The sequence below is a fragment of the Levilactobacillus cerevisiae genome, from assembly GCF_003946245.1.
GTDB classification, from domain to species: domain Bacteria; phylum Bacillota; class Bacilli; order Lactobacillales; family Lactobacillaceae; genus Levilactobacillus; species Levilactobacillus cerevisiae.
On sequence record NZ_RHNN01000037.1, the window covers coordinates 15,760 to 29,112 of the forward strand.

General features: G+C 51.0%; 13 protein-coding genes. 11 read left to right on the forward strand and 2 right to left on the reverse strand.

What is annotated here, in order from left to right:
• The first annotated feature begins 84 nt into the window (after positions 1–84).
• From EKM99_RS14080 to EKM99_RS14095, 4 genes are all read left to right on the forward strand, one after another.
• Positions 85–378 carry a hypothetical protein gene (locus EKM99_RS14080; RefSeq protein ID WP_125584031.1) on the forward strand — a complete coding sequence of 98 codons (294 nt, stop codon included), beginning with the start codon at positions 85–87 and terminating at the stop codon, positions 376–378.
• Positions 379–449: 71 nt separating this feature from the next.
• Positions 450–1,526 carry an ImmA/IrrE family metallo-endopeptidase gene (locus EKM99_RS14085; protein WP_125584032.1) on the forward strand — a complete coding sequence of 359 codons (1,077 nt, stop codon included), beginning with the start codon at positions 450–452 and terminating at the stop codon, positions 1,524–1,526.
• A 507-nt stretch (positions 1,527–2,033) separates the two neighbouring features.
• The gene (locus tag EKM99_RS14090; protein ID WP_125584033.1) at positions 2,034–2,507 is read left to right on the forward strand and encodes a GNAT family N-acetyltransferase; all 474 of its coding nucleotides are present in this window, start codon (positions 2,034–2,036) and stop codon (positions 2,505–2,507) included.
• Between the two features lie 221 nt (positions 2,508–2,728).
• Positions 2,729–3,610: a hypothetical protein gene (locus EKM99_RS14095; RefSeq protein WP_125584034.1), complete on the forward strand. Its 882-nt coding sequence runs from the start codon at positions 2,729–2,731 to the stop codon at positions 3,608–3,610.
• 136 nt (positions 3,611–3,746) lie between these two features.
• Here the strand turns inward: EKM99_RS14095 and EKM99_RS14100 are convergent, their stop codons facing one another.
• The gene (locus EKM99_RS14100; RefSeq protein ID WP_125584035.1) at positions 3,747–4,232 is read right to left on the reverse strand and encodes a MerR family transcriptional regulator; all 486 of its coding nucleotides are present in this window, start codon (positions 4,230–4,232) and stop codon (positions 3,747–3,749) included.
• 104 nt (positions 4,233–4,336) lie between these two features.
• Here EKM99_RS14100 and EKM99_RS14105 point away from each other — a divergent pair, with 104 nt between their 5' ends.
• From EKM99_RS14105 to EKM99_RS14120, 4 genes are all read left to right on the forward strand, one after another.
• Positions 4,337–5,074, forward strand: a complete 738-nt coding sequence (locus EKM99_RS14105; RefSeq protein ID WP_125584036.1) for an SDR family oxidoreductase — start codon at positions 4,337–4,339, stop codon at positions 5,072–5,074.
• Positions 5,075–5,146: 72 nt separating this feature from the next.
• A complete protein-coding gene (locus EKM99_RS14110; protein ID WP_125584037.1) occupies positions 5,147–5,986 on the forward strand; it encodes an SDR family NAD(P)-dependent oxidoreductase in 840 nt (279 codons plus the stop codon).
• 140 nt (positions 5,987–6,126) lie between these two features.
• Entirely contained in the window at positions 6,127–6,744 is a 618-nt protein-coding gene (locus tag EKM99_RS14115) for a sugar O-acetyltransferase (RefSeq protein ID WP_125584038.1), read from the forward strand.
• Between the two features lie 231 nt (positions 6,745–6,975).
• Positions 6,976–7,473: a hypothetical protein gene (locus EKM99_RS14120; protein ID WP_125584039.1), complete on the forward strand. Its 498-nt coding sequence runs from the start codon at positions 6,976–6,978 to the stop codon at positions 7,471–7,473.
• Between the two features lie 76 nt (positions 7,474–7,549).
• Here the strand turns inward: EKM99_RS14120 and EKM99_RS14125 are convergent, their stop codons facing one another.
• The gene (locus EKM99_RS14125; protein ID WP_125584040.1) at positions 7,550–8,905 is read right to left on the reverse strand and encodes an FAD-dependent oxidoreductase; all 1,356 of its coding nucleotides are present in this window, start codon (positions 8,903–8,905) and stop codon (positions 7,550–7,552) included.
• A gap of 98 nt (positions 8,906–9,003) precedes the next feature.
• On the opposite strand from EKM99_RS14125, the gene EKM99_RS14130 reads away from it, so the two are divergent.
• From EKM99_RS14130 to EKM99_RS14140, 3 genes are all read left to right on the forward strand, one after another.
• Positions 9,004–9,693, forward strand: a complete 690-nt coding sequence (locus EKM99_RS14130; RefSeq protein ID WP_125584041.1) for an EAL domain-containing protein — start codon at positions 9,004–9,006, stop codon at positions 9,691–9,693.
• Between the two features lie 86 nt (positions 9,694–9,779).
• Complete coding sequence (locus tag EKM99_RS14135; protein ID WP_125584042.1) at positions 9,780–10,634, forward strand: AAA family ATPase; 855 nt, start codon at positions 9,780–9,782, stop codon at positions 10,632–10,634.
• 515 nt (positions 10,635–11,149) lie between these two features.
• Positions 11,150–13,165 (forward strand): Ig-like domain-containing protein, encoded by a 2,016-nt coding sequence (locus EKM99_RS14140; protein WP_125584043.1) that lies wholly within the window; start codon positions 11,150–11,152, stop codon positions 13,163–13,165.
• Positions 13,166–13,353: the final 188 nt, after the last annotated feature.

Below are 13,353 nucleotides of genomic sequence, written 5' to 3' on the forward strand. Positions count from 1 at the left end.
GCAAGATGGCATCATTCAAAGTATTAGCGTGCGGGATCAAAGTGTATTTAAGATATTAGCGGCGTATCAGGAGAGCGTAATTAAATGGAAAAATGGGTTTCGTTTGAAAACGGTCAAACACTTGGTCAACTGGGAACTGAAGATGGCGTTATTCTAAAAGATGAAGAAATGCCTGGTATTGGAAGAATCACGCTCGAGGGAAAGCGCACTGAGGCTTCGATTACCTGTGGTCTATATGGGACTTTCTTTGATACTGTTTCTTCATCTTTAGAGGATGGGCCGCAAAAATATGATGAAATGAAGCTAGCGTTGGAGAACTCACCAGATGGTTTGGAAGAACTTGAAGTTTGGTGCGATTGGTTCGTTAACAAGTTCTAATTGCTAGCATTTGTGTTGTAGACCATGTATGGTTCAGGTATAATGCTAGAAAATCGGAAGGAGGGATTGTCGTGGCGGTTACAAGGGTAAAGATAAGTAAAAACATACTCCAATGGGCCTTACAGACTACAGATCTGACGGAAGTCACGCTCGTCAGGATTATTAAGAAGACTAAGTGGCTTCAAGCAGATGCGACAGTTTATTTGCAGCCGACGATTAAGCAACTTGGCTCTTTTGCCACGCAACTACACATTCCGTTTGGCAGTCTCCTTCTCGACGAGCCACCCATAATTGAGGATATTCGGGTAGCGTTTCGTACCCAAAAGAACGTGCCGGCAGAAGTGAGCCTGACTGTGCGGGATGTTATTTATGAAATGAAACGAAAGCAAGCTTGGTTTAAGGAAGAGAGCCAAGTCGCTAATGAAAAAATAACCATCATCGGTAGTGCTAGTGATCTTAGTACTGAATCCACGTTAAAAGTAGTGAAACGGTTACTCACTTTAAATCATTTTGGAACAGCTAGGCAACTATTTAATGACCTAAGGGAACAGCTAGCGCATCTTGGCATTCTTAGTATGCAGAAGGGCAGTGCCGGACTGGGAACAAACCGGCCACTAGACGTCAGGGAGTTGCGGGCTTTTGTTTTACTGGATGATTACGCGCCACTCATTTTTATTAATCAGAAGGATAGTTATACAGCCAGGGTCTTTTCTCTAGTTCATGAATTTATCCACATTTTACGTGGGTCTGATGAATTACTCGGTGGCAATGACAATGAAGTCGCCGAAGAACGGAAAATTAATCGGGTTGTGGCCGCATTTTTAATGCCGGAAGAAGTCTTTAAGCGTGTATTTAAGCGCGATGATTTAAATCGGGCGGCGCATTACTTTAATGTCAGCCCCGAGGCGACAGTTATTCGTGCAAAAGAGATTGGCATAATCAGTCGGAGCATGCTCGTGAAAATTCCCGACTTTTCTAAAAATCCAAGTAAGGGGAGCGGGGGTAACCCGTATAATACGGCGCTTAGCTACAACGATGTCAGATACATGAGCGCGTTAATTTCTGCGCAAGAGCGAGGTACGCTTCAGCCTACGCGGGTGGCATCTCTGATTGGTGTTAGTTATAAAATGCTTGATAAGACGGTTTAAAGTTCCGACCATAAGTTTTTGGGAGTTCTTGAAGCAGAAACAATTTTTAGCTCAGTAATGATTTACTAATATCATTTTTGAACTATTGGCGGCCATTCTCGTTTTCTGAGGATGGCCTTTTTAATGAAGTTAGATTAAATGGCGGTTATTACCTGACCGACAATAGCTTGTATGGCTGAATTACCAAGATGTGATTTGCGGTCGTTTTGATGATGACAACGGAAGAGCGCACGAGAAATTTAGTGGTGAAGAAGCTACTCGCTATAGCGGCTAAAATTGATTGTGATGGGGATGTCACTGATGTATGCTTAAGGAGCAAGTTGATTGAAAAACGGGTTTTGGCGATTTTCAAAGTGCGGTGTGACGGCGTTTGTTTAGTGTGTTCCCCACAGGTGTGGGGGTGATCCTAACGCCATCACGTAAACCATGATGCGATTTTGGTGTTCCCCACAGGTGTGGGGGTGATTCATCCCAAATAGGTAAAATAAAACAACAAGGAGGTGTGCCATGCTAACACTAAAAATCTACCAAAATACCCAACAAGATTGTGACCGCATCGCCACCTACCCGTTAAGCGACCCCACCTTCACAGCTACACCGCAGCAGGCCTTAGCAATCGCACTAGATGATGTAAATCGAATGCCTGTAATGGTTTTAGCGGATACCGAACTAGTAGGATTCTTGGTCCTAATCAAAAACAAAGACGTGCAAGAAGTGGGGGCAGACCCGGCAACCGCCATCCTAATTCGGTCGTTATCGATTGCGGAGAATCAGCGCGGTCGGGAATTTGCGACCCAAGCGCTCCAGCTCCTGCCTGACTTTGTACGTCGACATTTTCCGACTGCCAAGACACTCACACTGTCAGTAGATCACGGAAATTTGCCCGCACAAAAGCTGTACGAAAAAATCGGGTACGTGGATACCGGGCGGCGGCGCTATGGGCCTTATGGCGAGCAGCAGGTGCTGTGTCAGAAGTTATAAGGACCTTAATATCTGAAGGTAAAAATTTAAAATGAAAACTAAACTTAGTTCAATCGTTGATGCGATTGAATGGTGCGAAGAGAACCATGTTGTCATTGATGAAACGAAGTAAGTAGTTGAGCATGATGGAAAATAACACTACTTTGGAGATTGTAACGTGAAGGTTCCAAATCGTGGTATTATTCATGTGGTACTAATTTATTTCAGGGAGGAACAATCACATGAAAAAACAAGTTATTTATTGGGTGTTGGGGTTAGCGCTAGCATGTCTAGGTGTCAGTGGAACTACCACGGCGCGGGCGGCTACAACCGCTTCCACTGACGCGACGGTCAAAATTGGTGGCGTGACGGTCAAAAGGGAATTTTTGAACATAAATACATACTATCGGGCCCAGTCAGCGGTAAAAGCAGAGGTCACGTACTATAAGGTAGCTAAGGCCGACAGCCAGTATACGAAAACAATCACGCTACCCAAGGGAACCGTCGTGGCAGGAGACTTTATTCCGAAACATCACTTGGCCAACGGGGTATGGGGGTTGGAGCTGGCCGTTGAAAATGGTCAGTTAAACTACAATCTCACTAAATCCGGCTTGAAGAAGGGCTACTTAGCATCTGGCATCGTTTCTTACGCGACAACCAGTTTTAAAAAAGTGAAAGCGCCAGCCTATATGCCAACCTATAGTTCTGGTGATTTGTATTTGGGTGGGGCCAAGGCCACTAAGCAACGCGACGACCAGGTGAAGCAGATTGTACGAATCACTACGAACGGGTACGTTGAGCTGATTCATCGCAATACGAAGGCTACTAGTGATGATGCCTTTGCGGGTAAACCACTCAGTCAGGCGAAAATTAGTAAGACCCAGGTTAAAGGCGCCACACGGTATCTTTACTTAAACGCGAAAATGACTGGTTTGAAAACGATTAAAGTTGGCAAGAAGGGTGCGTATCAGTACCGCTTGGCCGTAAAAAACTTACATCAACCAGTTAATTTGAGCTACTATGATGATGATCGTGGAGAAGTCTACAATTTTGATAGTCTCTATGCAATCGGCGGTGTAACTTACTACACCCCAATTTGTTTTGGCAGTGATATTGAGGACTAGCGAATTAAATAGTTAGATAATAAAACAGGTAAGGAGATCAAATTTCATCGCGAAGTTTGATTGCCCTACCTGTTTTTAAATTTTCTCATAAATTAAGGAAGTGGCGAAGAAAAGAGCCGGTCAGTCGCTAGCACAATCACTTAAATGACAGCTCCCCCAAGGCTTTCGGACTAGCCCCATCCGCCACCAACTGCTCAAATTCAGCATGGACGGCGGGGTCGACCTGGTTGGTGCCCGGCAGGTAGTGGATCCGCTCGGTGCCCGCCTGCAGGGCTGTTTTGTAGTACCATTTTTTCCAGCGCAAGAAGTCTAGCGTATGTTGGAGGCGGGCCATTTTCTGTTCCAAATTGGCTTCGTGCTCCGCCAGAAAGTCGTAGCGGTCCTGGAGCGTGGCGTCGCCCGTCATACACAGGTCGATGAAATTACCAATCTGTTTGACCGGCACGCCGGCTTCCTTCAAGCAGACGATGACTTCTAGAAAATTAAAATCGTTATCTTTAAATCGGCGTCGGCCCGCAGCGTTGCGGTCAACGAACGGCAGGAGGCCCTCCTTATCGTAGTAGCGCAGGGTGTAGGGACTGATATCAAGCCGATCCGCGACTTGGCCAATGGAATATGTCATCAAAAAACCTTCTTTTTTTAAAATTAATGCTTGACCTAGAGCTAACTCTAAATTCTATACTATGGCCATTACTTAAACAACAGAAAATTTAGGAGGAACATTTCATGACTGAAAACAAACCATTAGTAGTCATCACCGGGGCTAGTTCAGGTTTCGGGGCAGAGGATGCCAAATTATTCAACGCCGCAGGTTACCCGCTGTTATTGTTGGGCCGGCGTTTAGAAAAGATTCAGGCGCTACCGTTAGACTTCACCCGTGTCATGACGGCTGCCGTCGATGTGACGGATCAGGCTGCCTTAGCTGACGCGATTCACGCGGCCGAAGCCCAATACGGCGCGACCGATCTCTTGATCAACAACGCTGGCGTGATGCTACTGGGCAACGTTCAACGGCAAGACCCTAAGGAATGGCAAACGATGCTCGACACCAACGTGATGGGCGTCCTGAACGGTACGCAGATTGTCCTGCCCGCTATGGTTAAACGCCAGCACGGGACCATCATCAACATGTCGTCGATCGCCGGTTTCAAGGCGTTTGCCAACCACGCGGCCTACGTTGCCAGCAAGTTTGGCGTTCACGGTCTATCCGAAACGATTCGCCAGGAAGTGGCCAACGATAGCGTTCGGATTTCCCTGGTTGCGCCGGGTGCCGGGGAGACTGAACTCCTGACGCACGTGACGGATGCCGGTGCGCTCAAGGACTACGAGGCCTGGAAGCAGACCATGGGTGGCCTGACGCTGGACGCCAAATACGTGGCGCAGACCGTGAAGTTCATTTACGACATGCCCCAGGAAGTGAACGTTCGGGAAATTGACCTGGCCGCAACCCGCCAAGACAGCTAAACAAATTAATTGACCTCCACCTAGCTATAGGTTGTACACTGAGGCTATCAAAAATTTAGGAGCGTGAGTGGTATGACAAAAACATGGTTAATTACGGGAACTTCAACGGGATTCGGCAAGTCGTTGGCAATTTACTTGGCCCAAAAGGACGACGTGAACTTAGTCGCCACCGCCCGGCACACGGATCAGCTGGCTTATTTGGACGCGTACGATCACGGCCAAATTTTAAAGCAGACGTTAGACGTGACCAACCAAGCTGAAATTAAAGCGGCGGTGGCGGCCACGACAGCAAAGTTTGGTCGTCTCGACATTCTGGTCAACAACGCCGGCCTCGGTTACTTCGGCACCTTTGAAGAGAGTGACCGTGATGCCGCGCGCTACATGTTTGACGTGAACGTCTGGGGGCTGGTCGACATGACCCGCGCCGTCTTACCTACGATGCGTGAACAGGGTGCCGGGATTATCGTGAACTTTTCTTCGATTGCCGGCCTGGCTTCCTTCCCAACGCTGTCCTTCTACCACGGGAGCAAGTACGCCGTGGAAGGCATGAGCGAGTCGCTGGCGCAGGAAGTGGCCGACCAAGGCATTAAGATCATGCTGATTGAGCCGAGTGGTTTCCGGACTGACTGGGCGGGCCGTTCCTCACAAAAGGCGCTGCCGAAGATTGCCGCGTACGAAAAATTTGCGGCCGACATCGCTGGCAGTGAATCCGGTGCCCACCATGAGGCCGGTGATCCCGACAAGGCCGCGGCCATCATCTACGACCAAGTGACGAACCATGCGGCCGACCTGCCACTGCGGTTGCCATTGGGTAAATTTGCGACCGATTCCGCCATTGCCAAGTACGAAAAATCTTTGACTGATTTCAAAGCCGTCCGGGATATTTCCCTCTCCGCTGACCAACCAGAATAGTAATAGTTAGGTGTAGCCCCTTGTCGACGCAATTTAGTCGGCGAGGGGCTTTTTGCTGAGATGTTTCATGTGAAACATCCCCACCGAAAAGTATGCTATGATAGCGGTATCAACTAGTCACCCAGAAAGGACGACCCCCCATGACCAACCGCGACAAAATGCATACCGGCGATCTATACCTGCCGGACGACCCCGCCATTGAAGTCGAGCAAAAACGCTACCTCGACCGCCTTTACGACTACAACCACACCCGGCCCAGCGACCCCGCGCAGCAGCAAAAAATTCTCCACGAGCTTTTCGCCGAACTAGGTGAAAATTGTTACGTGGAACCGCCATTTCACGCCAACTTTGGCGGCCATCACGTCCATTTTGGGGATAACGTCTACGCCAATTTCAACCTGACCATGGTCGACGACACCCACATCTACGTGGGCGACCACACCATGATTGGCCCCAACGTGACGCTGGCCACGGCCGGTCATCCCATCAACGCCGAGCTGCGCGCCCGCAATTACCAGCACAATCAGCCGGTCCACATTGGCCGCAATTGTTGGTTGGGTGCCGGCGTCATCGTGCTCCCCGGCATCACGATTGGCGATAACGTGGTCGTCGGCGCCGGGAGCATCGTCACCAAGGATTTGCCCGCTAACGTAGTCGCCGTGGGCAATCCTTGCCGCGTGCTCCGGGCAGTCAACGCGCATGACCGCGAATTTTATTTCAAGGACCGCCGAATTGATCCGGCCTTATTTGAAAAATGAGTCGCCCGCTTCAGTAATATAGATTTGGAAATAAAACAGGCGTCTGGGACAAAATCCCGGACGCCTTTTTCGTAAGTATTTTGATCACAAATCGATTTTCTAAGTATTTTCCCCCAGCGTCACCATGTGTCATAGCAGTGGTGTACGATGAAGGTAAATCAGGCGGTTGCTCGGCCGAGCCTGGCAGGGGTACCGCCACGAAAACTAGTCCATACAAGGAGATCATTTGTCATGAAGTTAACAAAAGCAGTCGCCCTCACCATCGTCGCCACCGGGCTCGGTGTTACTGGTATCATCGCCACGCCGGGGAACCTGACCCAAGCCGCAGCCAAGTCCACGCTAAAGACCTTCCCCAAGGCCTTTCGCCACAACTGGTACACCTCAGCCGGCAAACGGGGGAACGCCATGAAGGTGACGGCTAAGGCCGTTGCGATGCGCTATGATACCAACACAGAATTTACCCACTTTAATCTGCACGCCCACAAGCTACCATTTCCTAACAATAAAAATAAGTATAATGGTCTCTGGATCTACGCTAAAAAACAGAAGAAGACCATTCACATTGGCCTGTGGAACAACTCGGTCACGTTGCCGCTCGAGGGCAGTTACCGCGTCAAGACCAAGACGTACAAGAATCACAAAATCAAGCTGCTCCAAGAAGTTTCGGGGGGTAACGTCAGCGCCACCTATTACACCACAAAGAAACTGGCAGCCCATTTTAACAAATAACTGCACCACAAACTAGCGGTCCCAGCCCTCCCAATTGCGAGACGACGAGGCTGCTAGTTTTTTGCTATCTCAAAGCTTAACTCCGCAAATACCCGTGTTCCTGTTCAACCGCCATCTGGCCCGCCAAGTTTAAGTAGTTAAACGGCTGGTTGAAGTTCGGTGAAAACAGCATGTCCAGTAACGCCAGTTGGTCGATCGTCCCACCGTTTTGAATCAGCGCCGAGATGGTGTTGGCCGCCTGTGAGACGTCGTGTTCACATAACAGTTGGGCGCCCAAAATTTGCCGGTTGTTGCGGTCGTACAGCAGTTCCACCGTAACCGGGTGCGCGTTTGGCATGAAAGCTGGCCGGTAAGTCCCGGTGTATTCCACGTGGCCCACGTTGCGATTGGCCGCCTTAGCTGCCGCCAGCGTCAGCCCCGTGGAGGCCATGGTGTACGTGAAAATTTGCATGCCCGTCGTGACCTGGGTGCCCAGTGACCGCAGCCGCCGATCGCCCACGTTAACGCCCGCAACCGTGCCCTGGCGCACCGCATTGGCCACCAGCGGCGCATAAGTCGTGGTCGTCTTCGGGTTGTCGTGGCTCATGGCCGCGTCGCCCGCCGCGAAGATGTCGGGGTCGGACGTCTGCTGATAATCGTCCACTAAAATGGCCCCATTTTTGGCCATCTTGACCTGGCCCGCCAACAGGTCGGTCTGAGGAATCATGCCGGCACTAATCGCCGCCATGTCCACGTGGTAGCTGTCATCGTAGGTGGTGATCAGCAGTTGATCATCGGGCGCATCTTGAAATGAGGTGACGACCGTGTTGGTGAGCACCTTGACGCCCTTGTCCGTTAAAATCTGCGCAACCTTAGCGGATATTTCCGGTTCCACGTAACTGTTGAGCAGGTATGCCGGTTTCTGAATCAGCATGACCTGGTAGCCAGCGGTCGCGTAGCCCGCAGCGAGTTCCACGCCGACGTAGCCGCCACCCACAATGGCGACGCTCTGTTGATCCGCGGCGTAGGCGCACAGGTCGTGAGCCTCGTCGTAGGTTTTGCACAACAGGACCTTGGGATTTTCCACGCCGGAGATTGCGGGAATGGCCGTGACCGAGCCGGTGGCGATGATTAACTTATCGTAGCCGGTGCGCGAAATCTTTTTGGTTAGTAAATTTTGAACCAATAAGCAGTGGGTGGCCGCGTTGATCCGAATGACATCGTGGTTCGTTCGCAGTTGCACGCCCTGCTTGATGAAGTCCGCGGGTTCGGCGTAACGGGCGTCAGTCAAGGCTTCAACGGTTCCTTCAATGTGTAAATAGGTGGCACACGCCAGGTAAGAAATCTGGTTTTGCCGTTCAAAGACGGTAATTTCCGCGTCGGGATAGTAGGTTAGAATCTGCTTGACCGCCGCGATGCCAGCATGGGTACAGCCGATAACAACGACTTTCATAAGATTAATCAGTTCTTTCTATCACTATTTGATTCCATTATAGTATACTGAACTGTAAGGTAAAGCAATGCAAACTGTTCATGAGGGGGTAGTATTTTTTGGAACCAATTTATCGGTATTTTGTGCAACCACAAATCAACACGGAAACGAAGACTATCTTCGGTTATGAACTATTAATGAAGCAATTGACCCCTGACGGGTGGCGTTTACCGGCATCATTTACGGCGATTGATCCACAAATCGTTGCGGACCTGTTAGTCGCAACTACGAAAGTTTTATCGCCAAAAGTGCGCTACTGTTCGGTAAATGTTAACCGTGAGCAATTAATGACGACGTCAATTGTGGCCGCCATCACCAAAAGCCAGGAACAGATTTATCCCACGCGGCTGGTCGTTGAGCTGACCGAGGATGATAGTCCGCGGAAATACACGATTGATGAGCTGTTGCCACAGCTGAAAAAATTTCGGGATCAGGGCATGGAATTGTCCCTAGATGACGTCGGCACCGGTGATAATTATTTCTCAGAGATCGCCGAATTATTGCCGCTGGCGTCCGAGGTTAAGTTTGCGTTACAAAACTTTAATCAGGACTTTCGCGACCCCGAGATTCAGCAGAAGATTCATTTCTGGCGGGCCATCACGGAGGAATACGGCCTCCGGTTGGTGCTGGAAGGCATCGAGGACCACGATGACAGCGTGCTCAGTAAGCAATTGGGTATCAAATTGAAGCAGGGCTACTACTTTAGCAAGCCACGCCTACTGAAGCTGCCCAACGACACGTTTGCCTAAAGTGACACGCACCGGAACGTCTGGGCGCGTGTTTTTTCTGTCTTCAGGTAAAATAGTATATAGGAATCGGAGAGGGGGCCACCACGATGTATTTAGAAGACTTCACGCTAGCCAGCGAAGACCAGGAATTTCGTTTTTTCTTGCACCAAAAGAGTCGGGCCTATTCGGATTACTACCCGTTTCAGCTGTTCCCGGCCAAGCAGGTACCGACGCTCCAGTTCGCGCCCATCACCATTTTGTACGGCGACAACGGGTCCGGTAAGTCGACCTTGCTCAACGTGATTGCTGAAAAATTAGGCCTGCAGCGAGGGGCGTTGTACAACCGGTCCAGTTTTTTTGAGACCTACCTGGACCTCTGTGACTACACGATGCACGTGCCGTTGCCAGAAAAATCCGCAATCATCACTAGCGATGAAATTTTCAATCACATGTTGGACTTGCGGGCGCTGAACCAGGGAATCGACGTCAAACGCGAGGAAACCTTCAAGGACTACCTCAATCACAAATTTGGCGACTTCCAATACCATGACCTCGCCGACTACGATGAACTGAAGAAAACGTTGGAAACGCGGCGAAAAACGCAGTCGCGCTATACCCGCGAGCACTTGCAGAAGAACGTGACGGAGCGGTCCAACGGTGAGAGTGCCATGCAATTCTTTGCCGAGCGGATTCAGGATAATCAGTTGTATCTGCTAGATGAACCCGAGAACTCACTGTCGCCGGCCCGCCAACAGGACCTGGTACAGCTACTGACGGACAGCACGCGGTTCTTCGGCTGTCAGTTCATCATTGCCAGCCACTCCCCACTGGTGCTGGCCCTGCCGGAGGCGAAAGTGTACGACCTGGACACGGTGCCGGTGACGACCAAGCACTGGTACGAGCTCCCAGAGGTGCGGGTGTACGCGGATTTCTTCCGGCAGAACCAAGATAAATTTCAATGAGTGTTCCATGTGGAACATTGCGTCTGGGGACAAGCCGCCAGACTTTTTTGGTAGCAGCCAATCTATACTATGTACAACGCGGGCCTGGGATAATTCCCAGACGCGCGTTTTATTCTCTCAATCTCTATTGCTGAAACGGGGAGATGAGAGGCAGCTGACTCCGCTTAAACTGATAGTCAAACAATCCAAGCCCAGGATCAGTCAACTATCAGCCTTACTGCTCGCCAGCTAACTGCCTTTTGGCCCACGCTAAATCTGTTTGACCGTAAAACGATTAAACGTAAATAATCAAAATATTTTACACTTACCACTGGTATTCAATTGCAGCTGTTACTATAATGGGCCTAGATAGGTTACTCACGCAGACCGATTGCGAAAATAATAATGGGCGACCAGCCATTTTGTTTCGTAAATGTGGTTTAGCACCTTTACTTCTAATCCGGTGAAAGAGTGGATTTAATAGCAATTTTGCGTCAGCGCGATTACGAGTAGCCACTAGCGAAAGGAGCAGTTGGATGTCGGGGAGAAAATGGCGTGACATGTTGATGGTCGTCTTACTGGTCGTTTTGGCAATCGGTGTCTTGCGCCGCCCGCGGGGACGGGTGCACGCGCAAGCCGCCACGACCAACACGGTGCCGGGGAAAGGAAAAACTAGCGCAGCACCATTGGGCTTGTTGGGATTTTATCTGAACACCGGCTTCAGTCTTCAGCCGGACAGCCGGTTCGCCTACACAAACCAGTCGAAAATGTTGACGACGGATACGGCGCATTCGATGTGGTCGCTGATCAACCTCACCGCTCGCAATCATTTCCAATGGTATCAGTCTGATGACCTAGGAAAGACTTGGAAAAAGGTAAGCAAAAATGGAACCAAATCTGATCTGTTAGTGACGCCCGAACAGATTGGCGTCGTCCATTACCAGGCCTCGTTTCAATACTATACGCTTACGTCGGCATTCATGCCAACCTACTATTCCAATGTCGTGTCAGTGACGACGCTGTCGGATCCCATCGAAGCGGCGTACCTCGCCGTGACCAGCGACAACGACTATCTCTACAACAACCAGTCCGTGGCGGCCACCACGTACGTCCACGGCACGCCGACGCCTGAGAACGCGACCGGCGATATCACGTGGACCAGCAGTGACCCGGATTTAGCGACCGTGGATGCCAAAACGGGGAAGGTCACGGCCAACGTCAAAGCCGTAGCGGGCAAGGTCACCATTACCGGGACCCTAAAGAATTACGCCACAGCGGACGTGGCTGCCTCAGTGACGGTGACTGTCGGTGGTGGGCTGGCGGATCAGACGGTCGATGAACACCAGCCGGCAACCTTCCACGTGATGGGCAGTGGCCAGCAACCGCCGGACAGTGTCACCTGGCACAAAGTCGTTGGGAATCAGGATACTGTGGTCGCGACCAATCGGGAGTTGACCTACACGACGCCAGCGACGACCATGGCGGATAACGGCGCAAAATACTATGCGGTGGTCACCGTGACCGTCACGGATGATAAGGATAAACCACAGACGCAAACGCTGACGACCAATCAAGCCCAGTTGACCGTCAATCCGGACACAGCGCCGCAGGTTCAAATCCTCAGTCAGCTTAAAAACAAGACCGCCCTGGCGGTGCATGCGCAAGAGACCCAAGACGTTGACGGCCAGGCTACCAGTCAGAGCACCCAGTTGAATGGGCCGGGCGGTCCGACCACAGCGCAACCTGCTGCAGAAGCGGACACCGATCACAGCCTTGTCAACGTGGTCAAGGGGGATGTTTGCCAGATCACCGGTAGCCTAGTGGACGCCAACGTATACTCGGCCATGACTAGTGGCGATCTGTCCTTTCAATTACCCAGCAGTGCCACGGACGTGACGGCAAAGATTGATGGCGAAGTGGTTACGGGGCTTTACCACAAGACAACGGGCAGCGAAACGACCTGGACGATCGGGGGCATCGACTTTGAGACCGCCATCTTTGGCTATGGCTATGAAATTACGTTCACCTCACAGACGACCACCAACATGCCGTACACCACGCGGGTCCAACTCACCGGGGAAGACGCCACGAATCAGCCGCTGGGCACCTTTGCCGGCCCCGACCTGAACCTGAACTTCACGGACGGCCAAATTGATGCGACGGCCAATCCCCTGACCTTTGGCACTCTAGATGGCACGAGTCTGGGCAAGGACGTTGGTAGTCAGATGGTGCATGGTGGCAACCTCCTGGACGTCACGGATAATCGCCGCCACCGGGAGCAAACCGCAATTCAGCTCCAGCAGACGACCCCATTTCAGCTGGCCGACCGCACCTTGGATGCCAGTCTGAGCTACGACAGCGGTTCTAGTTGGGGGCCCACGCCGTTATCGGCCGTGAGTCAGACCATCCTCAACGTCGGGGAGGGCATCGCCATTCAAGCCATCGGCAATCACGGCGAACACCTGAATTTGCGGCTGGGCTACGCGGGCATTCACCCGGGACACTACACCTCGACACTGACCTGGACGTTTGCGACGGCACCTGGCGTGTGAATTGAGAGTGGGACAAAAGGCGGTTAGCTGGTGAGCATTAAGGCTGATAGCTGGATAATCCTGGGCTTGGATTATTTGGCTATCAGTTTTAAGCGGAGCCAGCTGCCTTTTGTGGGACTGCTGAAAAAGTAGGACTTTTATCTAACCTTTATGTTCCTTAGTAAAAAATAGGGTTTCAAATCTGGTGA

Coding starts and splice junctions, on each gene's coding strand:
- EKM99_RS14080 (WP_125584031.1), top strand. CDS start 85: ATGGAAAAATGGGTTTCGTTTGAAAACGGTCAAACACTTGGTCAACTG.
- EKM99_RS14090 (WP_125584033.1), top strand. CDS start 2,034: ATGCTAACACTAAAAATCTACCAAAATACCCAACAAGATTGTGACCGC.
- EKM99_RS14095 (WP_125584034.1), top strand. CDS start 2,729: ATGAAAAAACAAGTTATTTATTGGGTGTTGGGGTTAGCGCTAGCATGT.
- EKM99_RS14100 (WP_125584035.1), bottom strand. CDS start 4,232: ATGACATATTCCATTGGCCAAGTCGCGGATCGGCTTGATATCAGTCCC.
- EKM99_RS14105 (WP_125584036.1), top strand. CDS start 4,337: ATGACTGAAAACAAACCATTAGTAGTCATCACCGGGGCTAGTTCAGGT.
- EKM99_RS14110 (WP_125584037.1), top strand. CDS start 5,147: ATGACAAAAACATGGTTAATTACGGGAACTTCAACGGGATTCGGCAAG.
- EKM99_RS14115 (WP_125584038.1), top strand. CDS start 6,127: ATGACCAACCGCGACAAAATGCATACCGGCGATCTATACCTGCCGGAC.
- EKM99_RS14120 (WP_125584039.1), top strand. CDS start 6,976: ATGAAGTTAACAAAAGCAGTCGCCCTCACCATCGTCGCCACCGGGCTC.
- EKM99_RS14125 (WP_125584040.1), bottom strand. CDS start 8,905: ATGAAAGTCGTTGTTATCGGCTGTACCCATGCTGGCATCGCGGCGGTC.
- EKM99_RS14135 (WP_125584042.1), top strand. CDS start 9,780: ATGTATTTAGAAGACTTCACGCTAGCCAGCGAAGACCAGGAATTTCGT.
- EKM99_RS14140 (WP_125584043.1), top strand. CDS start 11,150: ATGTCGGGGAGAAAATGGCGTGACATGTTGATGGTCGTCTTACTGGTC.